This window comes from Streptomyces sp. NBC_01410 (assembly GCF_045040195.1).
GTDB lineage: Bacteria > Actinomycetota > Actinomycetes > Streptomycetales > Streptomycetaceae > Streptomyces.
Map to the genome: position 1 here is coordinate 1,309,452 of NZ_CP109530.1, position 19,670 is coordinate 1,329,121.

Genomic DNA, 19,670 nt, shown 5'->3' on the forward strand with positions numbered 1-19,670 from the left:
CGACCGTGAGTTCCTCGGCGTCCGTCAGGACTGTTGCCGACGACGGACCGGCGCGAATCTGACGCCGAGGCCGGGGCCGGCCTGGGCGGCGGCCGACAGCCGGTTCTCGGGTACAACGCCGATCACGGGATAGCCGCCGGTGGTGGGGCTGTCGGCAAGGAACACCACGGGTTTCCCGTCGGGCGGTACCTGGATTGCTCCCAAAACCATGCCTTCGCTGGGCATTTCACGGTGCACGGCACGCTCGAGAGTGGGCCCGTCCATCCGCAGCGCGATGCGGTTGCTCTGGGGAGAGACCGAGAAGCGGGCTGATGCGAGGGTCTTCACGGCGGTGGCGGTGAACCAGTCATCCCGTGGGCCGAGCAGTACGGGCAGGACCAGCTCCTGAGGAGGCGCCTGCCATACCACTGTGTCGGCGTGGAGCGGTCGGCCGAGTCTCTCGCCCAGGGGCAGGATGTCCCCGTCCCTGAGAGGGGCCGGGCCGAGGCCGGAGAGCAGGTCGGTGGAGCGGCTGCCGAGGACAGGGTGAACCGCGACGCCTCCGCTGATGGCGACATAGCTGCGCACGCCGGTGGTGGGTACGCCGACGTCGAGCACGGCGCCGGCAGGTAGGTATATGGCCTCGGCCCAGGCCGCGGGCCGGCCGTCGACCCGCACCGGAGCGGGCGCCCCGGTCACGGCGACGATCACGGGCTGTGTGATGCGCACCGCCGCTCCGGTCAAGGTGGTCTCCAGCGTTGCCGCATCGGCGTGGTTGCCCACCAGCCGGTTCGCGAGCCGGTGTGCCGGCTGGTCCAGTGCCCCGGAGCGCGGTACTCCAAGGTAGGCGTGACCGAACCGGCCCAGGTCCTGGAGGGTGGTGAGCGCACCGGCCCGTACGACTTCCAGCTTGCCGCCGCTCATGCGATGCGCCTTTCGGCCTTCGTGGGTTGTGCAGGTGTGGCAGTGCTCCCGGAAACGGGTTCTTGAGGAACGAACCGCACCCGAGCGCCGGGGGTCAGCAACGCCTCAGGTTCGCGCTCCATGTCCCACAGGCGCACATGGGTGGTACCGATCAGTTGCCAGCCTCCGGGGGAGGCGCGCGGATAAATGCCGGTGTAGGGACCCGCGAGCGCAACGGAGCCGACGGGTACGGAGGTGCGTGGTGCGGCGTGGCGGGGCACGGCGTACCTTTCGCCGAGTCCGATCATGTACGCGAATCCCGGGGAGAACCCGCAGAAGGCCACACGGTGTTCGACACTGCTGTGGATCCGTGCCACCTCGTCTTCGGTGACACCCCACAACCCGGCCACCGCACGCAGATCGGCTCCGTTGTAGTGCACCGGGATCTCCAACAGGGGCCCGCTGTCGGCTGCCAGAGTGGGCACGGACCACCGGCGCAGCTCCGCCTGCAAGGCGTCGGCGTCGTGGACCCCGTAGAGCAGAACGGTCTTCTCACCGGGCACGATCTCGCGCACCGGCGACAGGGTCCCGGCGCCACGGCGACTCAGGAGCTCGGCATGCCAGGCCTGGGCCTCTTCCGGTGTGTCCAGATCAACAAGGAGGGAATCGGCTCCGACCGGCCTCAGCCTCATGCGAACGCCTCCACCGTGACTCCGGCCGCCTCCAGGGCCGTACGCACCTGCTTGGCCAGCTCGACTGCCCCAGGGGTATCCCCATGCAGGCACAGAGAGCGCGCGCGCAGGGACACGGAGGCGCCGTCCAGCGTTGTGACGCGGCCGTCCAGCGCCATGGCAACGGCTCTGGCCGCGACCTGCTGGGGATCGGTGATCACCGCACCCGGTGTGGATCGCGGGACGAGCGCCCCGTCTGCCGTGTAGGCACGGTCGACGAACGCCTCGTCGACCGCGTGGAGACCCACACGCTGGGCTTCCTTGTGCATGGCCGAGTCGGGCAGGCACAGCACCTGCAGGGCCGGATCGGCGAGTCGGACACCTGCTGCCACGGCGGACGCCTGTGCCTGGTCGAACACCACACGGTTGTACAGCGCTCCATGAGGCTTGACGTAGGTCACGTTGGTTCCGGCCGCCCGGGCGAACACCTGGAGGGCACCGATCTGGTACGTGATCTCGTCGGCGAGTTCGTCAGCAGGCACGTCCATGGCCCGGCGGCCGAACCCGGCCAGGTCCCGGTAGGAGACCTGGGCGCCGATCCTCACACCGCGCTCGGCCGCCATGTCACAGACGCGGCGCATGATGCTCGGATCTCCGGCGTGGAAGCCGCAGGCAACATTGGCGCTGGTGACGACCGACAGCATGGCCTCGTCGTCGGTGAGGACCCACCGTCCGTAGCCTTCTGCGAGGTCTGCATTGAGGTCGATCACGATGTCTGTCATCGCTGCTTTGTCTCCTTGGGACAGTCCGCTCGGCATGAGATACCACTGCGCCCTCATCCGAGGCGGTAGTCCGTGTCCCGGGCGTCGGTGATCAGCATGTATCCGGGGGCGTGAGTGATGGCGAACGACGGTCGTGATGCCATCAGCACGGCCTGCGGTGTGACGCCGCAGGCCCAGAACACCGGCACATCGCCCGGCTCCGCCCGCACCGGATCACCGAAGTCGGGGTGCGCAAGGTCTTCGATGCCCAGGGCTGCCGGGTCGCCGACGTGGACGGGGCTTCCGTGTACCTCTGGCATCAGGGTGCTGACGCGGATCGCGGTGTCGACGAGGCCGGCCGGGATCTGCCGCATGGACACCACCAGGGGGCCCTGCAGCCGGCCGGCCGGGCGGCAGTCGCGGTTCGTTTTGTACATCGCGACATTGCGTCCCTGGTCGACGTGGCGCAGCGGCACTCCCGCCTGGGCCAGCGCGGTCTCGAAGGAGAAACTGCACCCGATGAGGAAGGTGACCAGGTCGCTGCGCCAGGCACCGGTGACGTCGGAGGGTTCGTCGATCAGCCGGCCGTTCTCCCAGACGCGGTAGCGAGGGGCATCGGTGCGCAGGTCGGCGCAGGGAGCCAGCGATGTTGACCAGGATCCCGGCTCCGTGACGTCGAGCACGGGACACGGCTTGGGGTTGCGCTGGCAGAACAGGAGAACGTCATAGGCCCAGTGGGCCGGGACTGCGATGAGGTTGACCTGGGTGTACGCCGCGCACCATCCTGCGGTGGGCACATTTGTACCGTCGCGGAACATCGCTCGCGCATCGGCGGGGATGAGGGCCCCGGGAGCCGCTGTCGTCATCACTCTCCCTGTCGTCACAGGCAGTATCAAGGCTGCCTCTGGTGTTACTGCGCTCTGCAAACAGGGTGCTCCCCGTTCACCCAATAGTAGAGGATCGTTGAACAATCCGACAGGGCCTCTGTTGTTTCGTTCACGAGTTTCCGGTTCACTGGATACACAGGAACGCGTTGGGAAGACCGTCGGACGCACCGCCGGCCGTGGGAAAGGGCAGAAAACCATGACAGCCGAGGTGGACCCGTCCGTGCTCGTCGGTGACCGTGCGCTTCTGGGGCGCTCCAGCACCGCCGACCGCGTCGCCGACATCTTGCGGGCACGCATCGCCGAGGGCTACATCCCGCCCGGGAGCAAGCTCTCCGAAGACACCATCGGTAACGCTCTGGGAGTTTCGCGCAACACCCTGCGAGAGGCGTTTCGTCTCCTCACGCACGAGAGGCTCCTGGTCCACGAGCTCAACCGCGGCGTGTTCGTCCGCATCCTCACCGTGCAGGACGTCACCGACATCTACCGGGTCCGCAGACTCATCGAGTGTGCGGCGGTGCGTAATCTCGGGGCACCCCCCTACGACCTGACCCAGGCTGAAGCTGCGGTCGCCGAAGGCGAGAAGGCGGCCGAGGAAGGCGCCTGGCGTGAACTGGGCACAGCGAACATCCACTTCCACCATGCCGTTGTGGCCCTCACCCACAGCAAGCGCCTGGACGAGCTCATGCGCGGTGTGCTGGCTGAACTGCGCTTGGTCTTCCATGCCATGGACAATCCGCGCAGCTTCCACGAGCCGTACCTGGGACGCAACCGGGAGATCCTCTCCGCCCTCAAGGCGGCAGACAGAGTCAGAGCCGAGCTGCTGCTGGCCGACTATCTTGACGGCGCGGAAAAGCAGCTGCTCGAGAAGTACTCCGAGTTCATGGCTCCGTGAGGCCGGCCGCTGACCAAGGACCCGTGCTCTGTGTCGTCAGCCCACGTCGGCCATGGGCCATCGCAGGCGTGCACGGGCCACGTCGAAGGGATAGACAAGTCGGTACCGGCCGTTGTGGACCTGCTCCACGATGCCGCGGGCTCCGATGTTCTGGTGGTTGTCATCGAACTTCACGCCATCCCACGGCATGATCGTGTCGCGGCCCGGCACATCGATGTTCACCAGTGCTGAGCGGATATCGGCCGGTGTGGGGGATCCGGCCTCGTTGATCGCCTGTGCGAGCGTCATCACGGCGGTGAACGCACGGGCAGCGTCATCGTTCATGGGGGCGTCGTACGTTTCCCTGTACAGGTCCGCGACGGCCCTGGCCGTGGGGTTGCGCTCGGCCAGGTCGGCAGACCAGGCGAAGCGGCTGCAGACTCCCTCGGCGGCGCTCCGGTCCCTGCGGATGAAAGCGGGATCTGCATGCCCCCCTCCGAAGGCTATGAGCGCGGGAGGCTGGTATGCGAGGCGGTCGAAGGCGTCCCTCAGCGCCAGCGCCTGGGATGTGTACAGGAAGGTCAGTACAACGTCGGCGTTCGAGGCTGTCACCGCGTGCGCGTGGGAGGACAGATCGCTGGACTGGGCGCCGACTTTGATGTCGGCCACGACGTTGCCGTCGATGTGGGAGACAAGCCGCTCGATCATGGCGGAACCGTCGTTGCCGTATTGATCATCGGTGTGGAGGACTGCGATGCGCTTGACCGACGTGCCCATGCTCTGGCGTTCTTTCAGCAGGGAGAACACCACTCGGCCGTAGCTCAGGTCGGAAGGGCCGGTGCGGAAGAACCAGTCAAGTCCGCGCTCGGTCAAGGACGATGCGGAGGAACCTCCGTTCACGAACGGGATCCTCAGATCCTCGGAACGTGCGCTGGCAGCTTCGGTGACGGCGGACTCGTATCCCCCGGCCATGGCGACCACGTGCTGGGTCCTGACCAGATGCGCCACCTCGGTGGCCCCGCGCGAAACGGAGCCACTGGTGTCGGCGGCTATGAGCCTGATCTTCGCGTTGTCCAAGCGAGGCAGACCCGACCCCCGCCCCAGCGGCAGCGCCATCGAGGGGTATTGGCCGTTGACGATCTGCACGGCCAGTTCGGCGCCTCGCCTGGTATCGGTGCCCACTGAGACGCCAGGGCCCGACAGCGGCGCGAGGAAGCCGATTTTCACGGGGGCGCGGGACGGCGGAACAGCCGGCTCACCTGTGCAGGCGGAAGCCAGGAACAGGGCGGCGCAGAGAAGCACGGCGGTACGAGTGGCTGGTCTGGGCATCACGTTTGTCCTTCTACGGTCGGCAGATCGCCCAGAGTGCCGCTGCCGGTGTGAGGGGCCGGGGGCGAGCCGGGCGATGCTCTGTCGCTGATGTGCAGGCCATCGGTGTAGCGGCGGTGCGCCAGCCACTCCTGTGGCGAGCCGAAGACGGGTTCGGCGTCGGTGGTCGGATATGAGCCGACGGCAGGAGCAGGACGGTCCTCAGGTGGCGATGCGGGCACATGAGCCGAAGACGCCGTCCAGGCCGGGCCAAGGTGGGTGGAGGGCTCGTCGGCCGACCCGGAGTCGGTCCACTCCTGCGCCACAGGGCCGTATTGGTGAAGGCCGGCCAGCAGGTTCCCGGGGATTCGTACCAGGGCCGTGCTCCCCCGACGGGCGGTCGAAGAAAGATGTACGTCGATGCCGTGTCTGGCGGCGAGGCGGCCCACAACAAACAGCCCCATGCTCTGCCCCGCTTCGGGGTCGAGCGACAGCGCGGAGGCCAGCCGCTGGTTCACGGTGGCCAGCTTCTCGGGTGTCATTCCAGTGCCCTCGTCCTCAATGGAGATCACGAGGTCACCGGGACGGTCGGAAGCCGTCCGACAGGTCACGGTGACGCGGGAACGGGCGCTGGAAAAGACCGTCGCATTTTCCATCAGCTCGGCCAACAGGTGCACCAGGTCGGTAACGGCGTCTGCCGCGATGTCGGCTCCTTGCGACGGACGGCAGTCAATACGGGTGTACTGCTCCACCTCGGCACTGGCAGCCAGCAGAATCTCCGACACCGGCATCGGCTGCTCCCATCCACGGACCGTGTCGGAGCCGGCCAGCACCAGAAGGCTTTCGTCCGTGCGGAGCATCTGTGTGGCCAGGTGATCCAGGCGGAAGAGGCGAGCCAGGTGGTTGGGGTTGTCCTCGTGCTGCTCCAAGTCGCTGATCTCGGAGAGGAGTTTGCTGACCAGATGTTGGTTGCGGCGGGAGAGGTGGATGAACATGCCGTTGATGTGCTTGCGGAGTGCGGCCTGGTCCCTCACGAGAGCGACGGCGGCACTCTGTACGGCGTCGAATGCTTGGGCGACCTCCCCGATCTCGTCGTTGGCCGCGACTGCGGTCGGCGTGGCCCGGTAGTCGCGCAAGTCATCGATGTCGGCCTGCCGAAGCCGTGTGAGTGCCTGCGGCAGGTGCTCGTTTGCGACCTTCAGCGCCGAGATGCGCAGGATCTTCAGGGGCCGGGTCATGGACCTTACGACGACGGTGACCACTGAGCCTGTTACCAGAAATACGGCGAGCAGCCCGGCCGCTCCCCATAGCGCTGCGCTCTGGCGGGAGCCGTGCTCCTGGCCGCTGCGGGTGATGAGTTCGCCGAGGATCCGTGATTCCACCTCGCGCATGAGCGCGATCTTGCGGCTGGAGACCTTGTGCCATGTCGCCGGGTCCGCTTCGACGCGCGGAGCTTGTGCCTGCTCGCCGGCGCGTTCCTGAATGGCCTGGGTGGTGCTGACGGATGCGCCCTTGACGGTGTTGGCGTACAGGCTCTGCTGTGCCTCGTTGGCTGAGGCCATGAATTCGTTCACAGACTCCTGTTGGCGTGCAACCGCGCCGGCGAATTCCGGGAATTGACCCACGAGGAAGGTGCCGGTGGTCAGGACGCCATTGAGGTCTGCTCGCACCCGGCTGGTGTTTTCCAATGCGTAGGACAGGGAGTTGAGGGCCCGGACCTGGCCGGCGGTCCTGCTGCCGCCGTTGTGCGCGGCCAGGATCGGTCCGAGACGCATGAGTTCGCCGATGGCGGCTGTGTAGTTGGCGAGGATCGAGCCTTGCGTCAGGTTGGCTTCATCCACTGACCTGCGGAGCGCAGGGAGGCTTGCCAGTTCCTGGGTGACGGCGCTCAGGACCTCCCGCAGCTGAGGATCGTCGGAGGCGTCGATGTCATCGGCTGCCTGGCGGTAAAGGGCAGCAGCGGTGTCGACTGCGATGCGCTGCCGACGGGGGTTGCCGTTCGCGGCTTTGCGCCGGCCGGCGATGAATCCGGCTGTGGTGTCGCGTTCCTCCTGGAGGGCGTGGACCAGTCGCAAGGCCGGTTGCTGGAGGCGAGCGAGGACGGAGAACTGTCTGTAGTCCTCGGCGTCGCCGACAGTGCGGGAAAGGCTGGCAACCGCCAGAACGCCGGCCAGGAGCCCGGGGATCAGCACGACCGCGGTCAGTTTATTGCGTACGCGCCAGTTCTTCGGCTTGATGAGGTGGCCCACGGCTTTGAGGTCAGTCCCGTACCGGTGCCGGGGTTTTGCTCTAGGGGTTCGGCTGACCTTCTCGCGCACAGGGATGGACCTCTCAGGGTGGAGTGCAACGCCTCGCCGAAGGGGGCGATGGGGTGGCCGGCGGCTTCGTCGCCGGCCACCGTCGCCAAGGGTCAGTGGGTTCCGGACAGTTCAGGTGAGTTCGGAGCCACGGGTCTCGGGGAGGCCGAGAAGAGCGACGAGTGCGAGCCCGTAGCCGACGGCACCGTAGATCAGCGCACCGCCGACACCCGCCGACGAGAAGCCGACAGCCGTCGGGAAGATGGCTCCGAGCGCGCGTCCCACGTTGTAGGTGAAGCTCTGGCCGGTGCCGCGGACCGTGCTGGGGTAGAGCTCGGCCAGGTAGGAGCCGAAGCCGGAGAAGATGGCCGAGGCGCTGAAGCCGAGGGGGAATCCGAGGATCAGCAGAAGGGAGTTGGAGCCCTGCGGGATGTTGACGTACGAGATCAGAAGGCCGGCGCTCAGGAGCGCGAAGATGACGAAGGTGACTTTGCGGCCCAGGCGGTCGACGAGCTGACCGGCCGTGATGTAGCCGCAGAAGGCTCCGGTGATGAGTACGAACAGGTAGCCGCCGGTGCCGACGACCGTGAGGCCGCGCTCGGTCTTGAGGTAGGTCGGCAGCCACGTGGCGAAGGTGTAGTACCCGCCCATCACGCCGGTGGACAGCAGGGTCGCGCAGAGGGTCCGGCGAGCCATGCCGCCCTTGAAGATGGAGGACAGCGGAGGACGGGCTTCCTTCTTGGCCAGCCGCTCGGTCACCTCGGGGGCGTCCTGGACGTTGCGCCGCACGTACACCAGCAGCAGCGCCGGCAGGGCTCCTGTCCAGAACAGCACACGCCAGGCCAGGTCCGGATCGAGGTTGTTCGTGAGGGTCGTGCCGACGATGACGGCCAGCGCCCAGCCGACCGCCCACGCACTCTGGACCCAGGCCAGGACCCGGCCGCGGTAGCGCGACTTGGCGTACTCGGCGACCAAAATGGCGCCGGCCGCCCACTCGCCACCGAACCCGACACCCTGCAGTGTCCGGAACCCCAGCAGCATCGGGTAGCTCGTCGCGAAGCCGCACAGCACGGTGAACACGGCGTAGGTGCCCACCGTGACCATGAGGGTCTTGACCCTGCCGATTCTGTCGATCAGGAGACCGGCGACGATTCCGCCGACTGCGGAGGACAGCAGTGTGACCGTGGTCAGCAACCCGGTCTGCGCCGTGGTCAGGCTGAAGTAGGCCGTGATGGCGACCATGGCCATCGGGAGCACAAGGAAGTCGTAGGAGTCGAGGGCGTATCCGCCGAATGCGCCCTTGAAGGCCCTGCGGCCCTGCGGGGACATCGACCGGAACCAGGCGAAGGGACCGGTCACCTCGCTCTCGACTGTGGTCGGGGGGCTGGTGGGGATGGATGTCACGGTGACCTCACGGAGATGGAGAGGGACGGGAGTCAAGGCCCTCATCAGCGGTGGGCTGTCATCCGTACTGCCGCCTTCACGAGATTCGGACGACGCGCATGCCCTGCGGCTTGACGTGGGTACAAGCTAGGGATCGTTGAACGATCCTTCAAGAGGGGGCGAAGCTTTTTCTACAACTCGGTTTCATTACGACGAGCCAGGGTCGGACCGCGGAGCGGGCAGAACCGCGGAGTCGGAAAGGTCGCCACCAATCGGCAGCACGGCCCACACCGCATGGCCGTGCGGCAGATTCCAGGCGCCCCAGCCAGAGGACAAGGCCTCGACCAGGTACAGCCCACGCCCACTGCACGGGATGTCGCCATCGGACTCCGGAGGAGACAGAACACCGCTCCACCCCCGGCCGTAGTCGCCGACCTCGAGGCGGATCACATCCCCGGTCGCCATGCGGATGCGCCGCACCGTGTGCCAGATGGGATCACGGTCCGAGCCGTGGCAGATCGCGTTGGTGACAAGTTCCGAAACGATCAGCTCCGCATCCTCGACCAGATGCCGCAGATCCCAGGCCTGCAGCAGGTCCCCGACTTGTCGACGGGCGGATTGAGCAGATGCAGCCACCGCAGGCAGGACCCAGGTCACGGAGACCCGTTGCCCCGTCTCGGCATCCGAGTGGGCCGACTGCGCCTGAGTGGAGGTGAAAGGAGGCATTGCGTCCTCACTTGGGGGATGCGCGGCCATTGTTGCCGGAACTACACCGCGCGGCGGTCCGCCTGCGAGAGGGCTCGAAGCGGCTGGACGATGACTGACGCTGAGACATTGGCCGGAAACGCGACATCCGGAGGGAAGCCGATCCAGATCCCGCGGGTCCGCGACCTCCGCCTACCCATGCGTAGGATTGTTCTACAATCCTCGTTCTGAATTACTGGATTATCAGTCAATCTCGCCCATGTCAACCCCGCTCAACCCGCCGATCCGGCGGGAGTCCAGGCCGAAGATGCACCGAGACGTCACGGGAGGCGAATCAAATGCCCTATTGAAGAATCGTTCTACAATCCATAGGGTGACATTGCGGCCGCCTCAACGGCCGCCAGCGGCGCGAGGACCTGCCCCCTCGCGCCGCCCTTCCTTCATCACGACTCGCAAGGACACCGTGCACACCATGGAAGAGCAACACACCCAAGGCAACGTGGCCGAGGTGACCGTCCGTGCGCGCGTCGAGCAACTGCTCGACCGGGACTCCCTTGTGGAATTGGACGCGGCCGCCGGGCACCGCGTGAGCCATGCAGACCTGGGAGAACGACCGGGAGACGGCGTGGTCACCGGCTACGGCACGGTCGACGGCCGCCCGGTGGCTGTCTTCGCCCAGGACTCCACCGTTTTCGGCGGGGCGGGGGGTGAGGCAGTCTGCGGGAAGATCGCAAAGGTGATGGACTTTGCGGTGAAGACGGGCTGTCCGGTCATCGGCATCAGCGACTCCCGACGGGCCGGCATCCAGGCCGGGGACAGCGCCCTGGGCACGAGTGGCGAGATGTTCCGCCGCCATGTGCATGCGTCCGGAGTCGTCCCCCAGATCTCGCTCATTCTGGGATCGTGCGCCGGCCGTGCGGTTTTCTCCCCCGCCCTGACCGACTTCACCGTGATGACCGAACGGACCTCGCACATGCTCGCCACCGAGCCCGAACTGATCAGGACCGTGACCGGCGAAGACATCGACATCGAGGAATTGGGCGGAGCCCGCACGCACAGCACCGTCTCCGGTGTCGCCCACTGCATGGCGGGTGACGAAAAGGGGGCCATGGAGTACGTCAGGGCCCTTCTGTCCCACCTGCCCTCGAACAATCTCCAGGAACCGCCGGCCTGTCCGGACCAGGCCGACCTGGCGACCTGCGCCGAAGACCTGGAGCTGGACTCGGTCGTACCAGATTCCGCCAACCAGCCCTACGACATGCACCACGTCATCGAGCACGTCCTCGACGACTACGAATTCCTTGAGACACAGCCTCTGTTCGCGCCAAACATCATCACCGGCTTCGGCCGCATCGAGGGACACCCGGTGGGCATCGTCGCCAACCAGCCGATGCAGTTGGCCGGCTGCCTGGACATCGACGCCTCCGAAAAAGCCGCCCGGTTCGTTCGGACCTGCGACGCCTTCAACGTCCCGGTGGTGACCTTCGTGGATGTGCCCGGCTTCGTGCCGGCCACTGACCAGGAACACCGAGGCATCATCCGCCGCGGCGCCAAACTGATCTACGCCTACGCCGAGGCCACCGTCCCGCTCATCACCGTCATTACCCGGAAGGCTTTCGCCGACGCCTATGACGTCATGGGCTCCAAACAGCTCGGCGCCGACCTCAACCTGGCCTGGCCCACCGCACAGATCGCTGTGATGGGCCCCCAGAGCGCCATCGGCATCCTCCTCGGCGTGTCGCAGACCGGGGGTGAAGTCCCGGACCCAGTGCACTGGGAGGAGAAGCACGCCGAGCTGATGAGCGAGTGCGAGGACGCTCTCCTCACTCCCTTCATCGCTGCCGAGCGCGGTCACATCGACGCGGTGATCAAACCCTCTCAGACACGGCAGCACATCATCCGCGGCCTGCGGGCGCTGCGCACCAAGCGAGAGACGCTGCCCCCCAAGAAGCACGGCAACATACCGCTCTAGACGGAGGGACACGTACCGACGTGGCTGACATGGCTTTCCCCATCCAGGAGCACACGATCCCTCCCATCAAAGTGCTGTACGGGCAGCCCACTCCCGAAGAACTGGCCGCTGTGATCAGCGTCGTCCACGCCCGTGCCACCACCACCGCAGCAGCAGCAGCTCCCCGCAGGCCCCCGGTCTCCGCGTGGACCGACCGTGCCACGGCCATCGCCCTCCGCCGTCCGCCGTTCCCCCGACCGACGTAGCGGTACAACAGGTGGCTGCCGCTACGGAACCAGGCACTTCGCCCTGCCGGGGTTGAAGATCAGTACGCCTGGTCGAGGACGATGGGCAGGGACATCGGCGCCCGGAAGGACAACAGGCCCAGCATCGGCGGGCGGGCGCTGTCCTTGACCGTGACGGCTTCTGGCAGAGAGCGGGCGGCCGCGCGAAGTGCGATCGCGGCTTCGGTCCGGGCCAGGGAAGCGCCGGGGCAGCGGTGGCGCCCGGCGCCGAAAGCCAGGTGATGGCGGACGTTGTTCCGGTGAGGGTCCAGCAGCTGCGGCTGCTGGAACACGTCTCGATCGGCCCCCGTGCTCATCAGCATCAGCAGCAGCTGGGAGCCCGGAGCGAGTTGTACTCCGCCGAGTTCCACTTCATGTGCCGTTGTCCGGCGCCAGCTCGTCACCGGTGACTCGGCCCGAAGGATCTCCTCCACCCAGGCTTGCGGGAACCCCGGCTCCGCGCCGGCCCTGGCCCATCCCTCCGGCTCTTCCAGTGCCCGACGCAGCACGTTGGCAATCAGCTGTCCGGTCGTGGACTGACCGGCGATGAGGACGAAGAAGCACACGGCTACCGCTGTCGCCCTGTCCAGCTGCGTGCCCTCCGGCAGCAGGTACTGCGACAGGGCTCCCACCAGGCTGTCCTTGTCCACCGAGCCCCCGGACACCTCCTCGGACAGCCACCGGTGGAACGTCGCCACCGATCCGGCCAGTTCCACCTGGCGATCTACCGTTGCGCGGCCCCAGAACAACTCCAGCGCGTCGTCGCTCCAGCGCACCAGCGTCAGCGGATCCTCTCCGTGCACGCCCAGCAGCCGCATCAGTACGCGGCAGGGGAGAATACGCGCGAAGTCAGACACCAAATCGCCGGGTAGCCCGGCCTCCAGCCGTCCGCGCAGTCCTGTCAGCAACTCCGCCGCGACCTCGTCCACCACAGGTACCGCCGCAGCCACACGCTCGGCGTTGAAGAATCGGGTGACAAGCCGACGCAGGCCACCATGGCTCACCCCGCCGTTGTTGGCCAGGGCCGGAGGCAGGGAGAAGCCGGACCGCGCGAGCACACGCAGCGCGGCCACCGACAGCGGCGTGACCGCATTCTGAGCGTTGTCAGGACGGAATGCGCCGCTGTCGAGCAGCACGCGACGCACATCCTGGTAGCGGCTCACCACCCACAGGCCCGTCGCCGGATCGAAGCACACGGGTGCTTCCTGTCGCAGCCGAGCGAGCAGGGGATGAGGGTCCTGTACGAACGCTTCGTCGAAGAGATCAAATTCGGCGATCACCAGGGTCCCCGCTCCCAACGTACCGAAGGCCGACGGCTGTGACGCTGCCACACCCTCGCGACCAGCGCAGTAAGCCACGACACTGTCGCTCATGCCCGAGACGTGGGCATGATCACTGACCTTGTCGTTGCATCAGGTGAATTCGGTGCCGCGGGTCTCGGGCAGGCCGAGGAGGGCGACAAGGGCGACGGCGTATCCCACGACGCCGTAGACGAGGGCGCCGCCGACGCCTGCGCTGCCTGCTGTGAAGCCCACTGCGGTGGGGAAGAAGGCTCCGACACCGCGGCCGACGTTGTAGGTGAGGCTCTGACCGGTGCCTCGGACCGCGTTGGGGTAGAGCTCGGCCAGGAAGGAGCCGAAGCCGGAGAAGATGGCGGAGGCGCAGAAGCCCAGGGGGAAGCCGAGGACCAACAGGAGGCTGTTGGCGCCCTCGGGGATGTTGATGTAGGCCAAAAGCAGGCCCCCGCTCATGACCGCGAACAGAGCGAACGACTTCTTTCGTCCCATGAGGTCGATGACGTAGCCGGCGGTCACGTAGCCGCAGAAGGCGCCGGTGATGAGCACGAACAGGTAGCCGCCGGTACCGACAACGGTCAGACCGCGGTCGGTCTTGAGGTAGGTGGGCAGCCACGTCGCAATGGTGTAGTAGCCGCCCTGGGCTCCGGTCGCCAGCAGGGTCGCGAAGAACGTCCTGCGCGCCAGGGTGCCCTTGAAGACCGATGACAGCGGGACGCGCGCGTCCTTCTCGGCGAGCCGGGTGGTCACCTCAGGGGCGTCCTGGACATTGCGGCGCACGTAGAACAGCAGCACCGCCGGCAGGGCGCCGGTCCAGAACATCACCCGCCAGGCGATGTCGGGGGCAAGATTGTCCATCACCACCGTGCTCACGATGACCGCCAGTCCCCAGCCGATGGCCCAGGAGCTCTGGATGAAGGCCAGGGTCCGGCCTCGGTAGCGGCTCCTGGCGTACTCGGCGACCAGGACGGCGCCTGCCGCCCACTCACCACCGAAGCCAAGGCCCTGAAGAGCGCGGCTCGCCAGCAGCATCGGGTAGCTCACGGCAAAGCCGCACAGCACGGTGAACAGGGCGTAGGTGCCCACGGTGATCATGAGGGTCCTGACCCGGCCGACCCGGTCGATCAGCCCCCCGGCGAGGATCCCGCCGAGCGCGGACATCACCAGTGTGACGGTGGTCAGGAGCCCTGCCTCTGCCTTGGTGAGGTGGAAGTAGGCCGTGATGGCGACCATGCTCAGCGGCAGCACCTGGAAATCGTAGGAATCAAGAGCGAATCCGCCGAATGCCCCCTTGAATGCCCGGCGCCCCTGCGGGGTGAACGACCGGTACCAGGAGAACGGGCCAGTAACCTCCTCGCCGACTGTGTGGGGGCCGGTTGGTGTAGATGCCACGGTGCACCTCACAACGAAGAGCGGGAGGAGGTGTCAGCTCCGAGCCGCCGGCGCTGACCCAGCGGTGCATCCCGGGCTTCCACCCTCCACGAAAACCTCCGTAGATCGCATCTCCTCCGCCGCCCGGAGCCGGCCACCCGCGGGCCGTCGATCTACAGGAATTCCGTCCGGGGCGGGGTGTGTCCCCCTCCACGCGGGGACGGGGCCACACCGTGCGTGTCAGCCCTTGGTGGAGCCGAGCGTGAGCCCGGCGATGAAGTGCCGCTGCAGCAGCAGGAAGACCAGCAGCGTCGGCAGCGCGACGATCACCGAGCCCGCGGCGAGCAGGTTGTAGTCGGTGAAGAACTGGCCGCGGAGATTGTTGAGCGCCGAGGTGACGGGGAGCTTGTCACCGTCGGAGATGAAGACGAGCGCCCACAGGAAGTCGTTGTACATCCAGGTGAACTGGAGCGTGCCGAGCGCCGCGAGGGCCGGTCGGCACAGCGGCAGCGTGATGCGCCAGTACTGCGTCCACACGCTCGCGCCGTCCACGATCGCCGCCTCCAGGATCTCCTGCGGCAGCGTGCGCATGAAGTTGGCGAGCACGAAGACGCAGAAGCCGATCTGGAAGCCGACCTGGACGGAGATGACGGCCCAGTACGAGTCGAACATCGTCATCGAGTCGGACATCCAGTACGGCAGCGGGATGCGGTTGAACATGACGTACAGCGGAGTGACGATCACCTGCTGGGGCAGCAGATTGCCCGCGGTGAACAGCATCAGGAGCAGGATCGAGCCGCGCATCTTCAGCCGCGCCACGGCGAAGGCGACGAACGAGGCGAAGAACAGTGCGAGAAACACCCCCGGCACCGCGATGATGAGGGTGTTGACGAAGTACTTCGTCATCTCCGAGTCGCTGAAGGCCTGCTGGTAGTAGTCGAAGGAGAGCTTCTTCGGCAGTGAGAAGTAGCCGTGCTCGGAGGTCTCGTCGTACGGCCTGAGCGAGGCGTAGACCGCGAGCAGCAGCGGCGCGAGGAAGGCTAGCGAGACGGTCATCAAGAAGGCGTGCAGGCCCAGCCGTCCGGGGCGCAGGAGGCGCTTGCGGGGCTGCGCGGGCCGGGCGGCAGCGGGCGCCGGGGCGGTGTCGAGCGTCATCGGTTCTTCTCCCCACGGATCTCCTGGACCAGGTACGTCACGACGAATCCCATGGAGACGAGCAGCAGGACGACGGCGATGGCGGAGCCGAATCCGATCCGGCTGGCCTCGCCGATGATGTTGTCGGTGACGAGTACGGAGAGCAGTTCCAGGCCGTTTCTGCCCTTGTTGACCGCGTAGACGATGTCGAAGGCGCGCAGCGCTTCGATGACGGTGATGACGCCGACGATGACATTGACGGGCCGCAGGGTCGGGAAGACGACGCGGAAGAAGGTCTGTGCCTCACTTGCGCCGTCGATGGCGGCGGCTTCCTTCAGTGAGGGGTCGACGGCCTTGAGCCCGGCCAGGTAGAGGATCATCACATAGCCGGTGTGCCGCCAGGCCGCGGCCAGCAGGATCATCCAGAGGTTGATGTCGGGATCGCCGAGCCAGTCGGTGGGATTCTCGGTGTCCCCGAGGATCGCGTTGAGCGCGCCCTGGTCGCGGGAGAAGACCAGTTGGGCGATGAAGCCGACGACGGCGAGCGAGAGCACCACCGGCATGTACAGAGTGGACTGGTAGAAGCGGCTGAACCGCACGCCCCTGTCGATCAGGACGGCCAGCAGCAGCCCGAAGGGGGTGGCGACCAGTCCGAGGAAGGCCAGCCAGAGCAGATTGTGGCGGGCCGCCGGCCAGAACTGCGGATAGTCGGTGAAGAGGGTCTCGTAGTTCTTCGTGCCGACCCAGGAGATGTCTCCTATGCCGTCCCAGCTGGTGAAGGAGAGCACGACGGAGGCGAGGGTCGGTCCCCACACGATGGCCAGGTCGAGCAGGATCGGTATGCCCAGCAGCACGCCGAGGACGGCGCGGTCGCGGCGGGTGAAGCGCCGCGGACCCCGCCGTGCGGCGCGCCTTGTGATGCTCACGCCCGATCGCCCCCCGGAGTCCTTCAGGGTGCCCCCGGGGGCCTGGGGTTCCGGGCCGGGGAGGTGTTCCCCGGAAGAGTGCAGCAGCGGCACGGCTGGTGGCTCCAAGTCGGTTGCGGCCGGCGTCGGTTCAGCCTTCGGCGGCGAAGATGGTCTTCTTCTGCCTCTCGATGCTGTTGACCAACCCATCGACGTCCTTCGGCTTGTTGATGAAGGTCTGGATGGCCGGAATCATTACCGTCGACGAGAAGTCGGGCCTGGTGTCGCGGTCCAGGAACTGCGAGATCTGCTTGGCGCCCGAGACGAGGTCGACCGCCTTCTTCTGCAGCGGGGAGTACTTCGAGGTGTCGGCCTGGTCGCTCACGGCGATGTTGTTGGGGTCACTGGCGAGGTAGATGTCCTCCGCCTTGCCGGTGGCCAGCCACTTGAGAAGGTCCTTGGCGCTCTCCATGCTCTCGCTGTTCTTGAGTTCCTTGGACTTCTTCGCCAGCAGGAAGCCGTCGATGGGCGCCTCGACCGCGTCCTGGCCGTGCTCGGGGTTGATCTCCGGGAAGGGGAAGAAGTCGATGTCGGCCTGCTCGCCCTTGGGGAACTGCGCGCCGGGGTGCGGGAGTCCGAAGACGGCCATGCCCGCTTCCTTCTTCTGCAGGCTGGTCGCGGCCTCCTGCCAGGTGCGGCCGTTGGCTCCGGGCTGGCAGTACGGGAGGATGCTGCGCCAGGTGTCGAAGACGTCCTTGACGCGCTTGTCGGTCCACGCCTCCTTGCCCGCCATCAGGTTCTTGTGGAACTCGTATCCGTTACTGCGCATGTTGATGTAGTCGAAGGTGCCCATTGCGGGCCAGCCGTCCTTGTCGCAGAACGCGATGGGGACGAGTTTGTCCTTCTGCATCTGCCTGGCGAGGGCTATGTACTCGTCGAGGGTCTTGGGGGCCTGGTACCCGTACTGCTGGAAGACGCTCTTCCGGTGGAAGACGGCCCAGGGGTAGTAGTAGTACGGGGTGAGGTACTGCTTGCCGTCCTCGCCCGTCGACTGGGCCTTCAGCGCGGCCGAGAAGCCCTGGTAGCCCGCCCAGTTGTCGCTGATGTCGTGCAGCAGGCCCTTCTTGGCGAAGAACTGCATGCGGTACCCCGCGAACCACATGAACACGGAGTCCGGCTTGCCCTGCAGATAGCGGTTGATGTTCTCCTGGAAGGTGTTGTGGTCAACGGTGTTGACCTTGACCTTCCGTCCGTCCGTCGACTGCTCCGCGTACGCGGCGAACGCGTCGGCGAACGCCTTCTTCGGCACAGGGTCGGACGAGTTGGACCCGAGCTTGATGGTCTTGCCGTCCCCGCCGGGGCCACTGTCGCAGGCGGCGAGCAGTGAGGGCAGCGCGATCGCACCTGCACCCACCGCTGCACCGCGCAGCAGGCTCCGCCGGGACATCCGATGTCCTGCCACGCTCCCGGGCGCGGCAGGACCGTTGAACGATGACTGCGCCATGTCCCCTCCTCCGGGGTGCAACCCAACACAACCCAACGCGAGGATTGGATCTCACTCCCAGAAAGGGGTGTCGTCAAGGGTTTTGGCGAGATATCGAACAACCGTTACCGCTTCTCTTCAACAGACTCCAACACGCCCTACCGTAAACGCTCGCGACGGACACACACCTCCAGCCGTCCCAAAATGGGCGAGTACGGAGGAACGTAACGATGCGTCACCTTCCCACCCGCAGTGCCCGTCGCGGAGTCGTCGGAGCGCTGGCCGCGGCGCTGTAGTCACCGACGGCCGGAAGTGCGTCGATTCCGACCACGCCAACTGGCCACTGCTGAGCGGCCGGTCTCAGGACCGGCCGCTGACGACGGCTGCCGCCTCGCCATGCCTGCCGAGCGAGGCGGCAGCCGCCGCACCCACCAGACCGGCGTCCGTTCCCGTCAGCGCCGGGGCCACCGTGAGGCGCTGAACGAAGGAGAGGGTGGCGTAGTCGCGCAGCGAGCGGCGCAGCGGAGCGAACAGCACCTCGCCCGCGCCCGCCACTCCCCCGCCGATCACCGCGATCTCGATCTCCACCAGGGTCGCGGTGGCGGCGATACCGGCGGCGAGCGCCTGGGCCGCGCGCTCGAAGGAGGCAATGGCGACCGGGTTCCCCGCACGGGCGGCGGCGGCCACCGCGGCGGCCGAGGTGTCGCCGTCGAGGCCGGGCCGCCAGCCGTTCTCGAGTGCCCGGCGTGCGATGTTCGGGCCGCTGGCGAGGCGCTCGACGCAGCCGCGGGCACCGCAGGGGCAGAGGTCGCCGTCGAGATCCACGCTGATGTGGCCGATGTGGCCGGCGTTGCCGGTGGGTCCCGGGTGGAGCTTGCCGCCGAGGACGAGTCCGCCGCCGACGCCGGTCGAGACGACCATGCACAGGGCGTTGTCGTAGCCGCGGGCCGCACCCTGCCAGTGCTCGGCCGCCGTCATCGCGACACCGTCCCCGACCAGCTCCACGGGGAGCCCGCCCACGGCCCGGCGCACCCGCGCGACCAGGGGGAACCCGCGCCAGCCGGGGACATTGACCGGGCTGACCGTGCCTGCGGATGCGTCCACGGGTCCGGCGCTGCCGATGCCGACGGCACCGGCCCGCACCCAGAGCGGGGATGCGGCGAGCTCACCGAGGACCGCCTCGACCGCGCGCATCACCGTGTCGCCGTCCTCCTTGGCCGGAGTCGGGCGCTGGGCCCGCACCAGGATCGTGCCGCTGCCGTCCACCAACGCGCCGGCGATCTTGGTGCCGCCGATGTCGAGCGCGGCGACGAGGTCGGTATGCATCGGTGTGGGATCCCCCATGGGAGCTGTCGGACCTGCGGGTTCGGTAACAGTCTCCATTCCCCTGACAACGTTGTCCAGGGCCTATGCTCGACGCCACACCCTCGCACACCCGACGACGACAGGACAGCGCACTGTGGCCGAGACCGACGATCCCCT

Annotated in this window: 17 protein-coding genes; 3 read left to right on the top strand and 14 right to left on the bottom strand. The window is 67.0% G+C overall.

Annotated elements, in window-relative coordinates; translation table 11 throughout:
* Positions 1-24 precede the first annotated feature (24 nt).
* From OG741_RS06025 to OG741_RS06040, 4 genes are all read right to left on the bottom strand, one after another.
* A complete protein-coding gene (locus OG741_RS06025; protein ID WP_405595784.1) occupies positions 25-903 on the bottom strand; it encodes a biotin-dependent carboxyltransferase family protein in 879 nt (292 codons plus the stop codon).
* Positions 900-1,574 carry an allophanate hydrolase subunit 1 gene (locus tag OG741_RS06030; RefSeq protein ID WP_405595785.1) on the bottom strand — a complete coding sequence of 225 codons (675 nt, stop codon included), beginning with the start codon at positions 1,572-1,574 and terminating at the stop codon, positions 900-902. Before OG741_RS06030 ends, OG741_RS06025 begins: the two co-directional genes overlap by 4 nt.
* Positions 1,571-2,323, bottom strand: a complete 753-nt coding sequence (locus OG741_RS06035) for a LamB/YcsF family protein (protein ID WP_405605418.1) — start codon at positions 2,321-2,323, stop codon at positions 1,571-1,573. The genes OG741_RS06030 and OG741_RS06035 overlap by 4 nt, the downstream gene beginning before the upstream one ends.
* A gap of 65 nt (positions 2,324-2,388) precedes the next feature.
* Positions 2,389-3,180, bottom strand: a complete 792-nt coding sequence (locus tag OG741_RS06040) for a putative hydro-lyase (RefSeq protein ID WP_405595786.1) — start codon at positions 3,178-3,180, stop codon at positions 2,389-2,391.
* Between the two features lie 217 nt (positions 3,181-3,397).
* Between OG741_RS06040 and OG741_RS06045 the strand changes: the two genes are divergently transcribed.
* Entirely contained in the window at positions 3,398-4,093 is a 696-nt protein-coding gene (locus tag OG741_RS06045; protein WP_405595787.1) for a GntR family transcriptional regulator, read from the top strand.
* A gap of 36 nt (positions 4,094-4,129) precedes the next feature.
* Here the strand turns inward: OG741_RS06045 and OG741_RS06050 are convergent, their stop codons facing one another.
* The 4 genes from OG741_RS06050 to OG741_RS06065 form a co-directional block, all read right to left on the bottom strand.
* The gene (locus OG741_RS06050; protein ID WP_405595788.1) at positions 4,130-5,401 is read right to left on the bottom strand and encodes an ABC transporter substrate-binding protein; all 1,272 of its coding nucleotides are present in this window, start codon (positions 5,399-5,401) and stop codon (positions 4,130-4,132) included.
* A complete protein-coding gene (locus tag OG741_RS06055; RefSeq protein ID WP_405595789.1) occupies positions 5,401-7,629 on the bottom strand; it encodes a nitrate- and nitrite sensing domain-containing protein in 2,229 nt (742 codons plus the stop codon). Before OG741_RS06055 ends, OG741_RS06050 begins: the two co-directional genes overlap by 1 nt.
* Before the next feature lie 180 nt (positions 7,630-7,809).
* A complete protein-coding gene (locus tag OG741_RS06060; protein WP_405595790.1) occupies positions 7,810-9,126 on the bottom strand; it encodes an MFS transporter in 1,317 nt (438 codons plus the stop codon).
* Between the two features lie 141 nt (positions 9,127-9,267).
* The gene (locus OG741_RS06065; protein ID WP_405595791.1) at positions 9,268-9,717 is read right to left on the bottom strand and encodes an ATP-binding protein; all 450 of its coding nucleotides are present in this window, start codon (positions 9,715-9,717) and stop codon (positions 9,268-9,270) included.
* A 490-nt stretch (positions 9,718-10,207) separates the two neighbouring features.
* On the opposite strand from OG741_RS06065, the gene OG741_RS06070 reads away from it, so the two are divergent.
* Together OG741_RS06070 and OG741_RS06075 are read left to right on the top strand one after the other, a co-directional pair.
* Positions 10,208-11,737: an acyl-CoA carboxylase subunit beta gene (locus OG741_RS06070; RefSeq protein ID WP_405605420.1), complete on the top strand. Its 1,530-nt coding sequence runs from the start codon at positions 10,208-10,210 to the stop codon at positions 11,735-11,737.
* Positions 11,738-11,766: 29 nt separating this feature from the next.
* Positions 11,767-11,982 carry an acyl-CoA carboxylase subunit epsilon gene (locus tag OG741_RS06075; protein WP_405595792.1) on the top strand — a complete coding sequence of 72 codons (216 nt, stop codon included), beginning with the start codon at positions 11,767-11,769 and terminating at the stop codon, positions 11,980-11,982.
* 59 nt (positions 11,983-12,041) lie between these two features.
* On the opposite strand, the gene OG741_RS06080 is transcribed toward OG741_RS06075, so the two are convergent.
* The 6 genes from OG741_RS06080 to OG741_RS06105 form a co-directional block, all read right to left on the bottom strand.
* Positions 12,042-13,280: a cytochrome P450 gene (locus OG741_RS06080; RefSeq protein ID WP_405595793.1), complete on the bottom strand. Its 1,239-nt coding sequence runs from the start codon at positions 13,278-13,280 to the stop codon at positions 12,042-12,044.
* Between the two features lie 132 nt (positions 13,281-13,412).
* Positions 13,413-14,687, bottom strand: a complete 1,275-nt coding sequence (locus tag OG741_RS06085; RefSeq protein ID WP_405595794.1) for an MFS transporter — start codon at positions 14,685-14,687, stop codon at positions 13,413-13,415.
* 219 nt (positions 14,688-14,906) lie between these two features.
* Entirely contained in the window at positions 14,907-15,821 is a 915-nt protein-coding gene (locus OG741_RS06090; protein WP_405595795.1) for a carbohydrate ABC transporter permease, read from the bottom strand.
* Positions 15,818-16,726, bottom strand: coding sequence for a carbohydrate ABC transporter permease (locus OG741_RS06095; protein WP_266488065.1), 909 nt, complete (start codon positions 16,724-16,726; stop codon positions 15,818-15,820). The genes OG741_RS06090 and OG741_RS06095 overlap by 4 nt, the downstream gene beginning before the upstream one ends.
* Positions 16,727-16,856: 130 nt before the next feature.
* Positions 16,857-18,152: an ABC transporter substrate-binding protein gene (locus tag OG741_RS06100; RefSeq protein ID WP_405605422.1), complete on the bottom strand. Its 1,296-nt coding sequence runs from the start codon at positions 18,150-18,152 to the stop codon at positions 16,857-16,859.
* A gap of 396 nt (positions 18,153-18,548) precedes the next feature.
* A complete protein-coding gene (locus OG741_RS06105) occupies positions 18,549-19,514 on the bottom strand; it encodes an ROK family protein (protein WP_405595796.1) in 966 nt (321 codons plus the stop codon).
* Positions 19,515-19,670 lie beyond the last annotated feature (156 nt).

Coding starts and splice junctions, on each gene's coding strand:
- OG741_RS06025 (WP_405595784.1), bottom strand. CDS start 903: ATGAGCGGCGGCAAGCTGGAAGTCGTACGGGCCGGTGCGCTCACCACC.
- OG741_RS06045 (WP_405595787.1), top strand. CDS start 3,398: ATGACAGCCGAGGTGGACCCGTCCGTGCTCGTCGGTGACCGTGCGCTT.
- OG741_RS06060 (WP_405595790.1), bottom strand. CDS start 9,126: ATGAGGGCCTTGACTCCCGTCCCTCTCCATCTCCGTGAGGTCACCGTG.
- OG741_RS06075 (WP_405595792.1), top strand. CDS start 11,767: ATGGCTTTCCCCATCCAGGAGCACACGATCCCTCCCATCAAAGTGCTG.
- OG741_RS06100 (WP_405605422.1), bottom strand. CDS start 18,152: ATGTCCCGGCGGAGCCTGCTGCGCGGTGCAGCGGTGGGTGCAGGTGCG.
- OG741_RS06040 (WP_405595786.1), bottom strand. CDS start 3,180: ATGACGACAGCGGCTCCCGGGGCCCTCATCCCCGCCGATGCGCGAGCG.
- OG741_RS06105 (WP_405595796.1), bottom strand. CDS start 19,514: ATGCATACCGACCTCGTCGCCGCGCTCGACATCGGCGGCACCAAGATC.
- OG741_RS06030 (WP_405595785.1), bottom strand. CDS start 1,574: ATGAGGCTGAGGCCGGTCGGAGCCGATTCCCTCCTTGTTGATCTGGAC.
- OG741_RS06090 (WP_405595795.1), bottom strand. CDS start 15,821: ATGACGCTCGACACCGCCCCGGCGCCCGCTGCCGCCCGGCCCGCGCAG.
- OG741_RS06050 (WP_405595788.1), bottom strand. CDS start 5,401: ATGCCCAGACCAGCCACTCGTACCGCCGTGCTTCTCTGCGCCGCCCTG.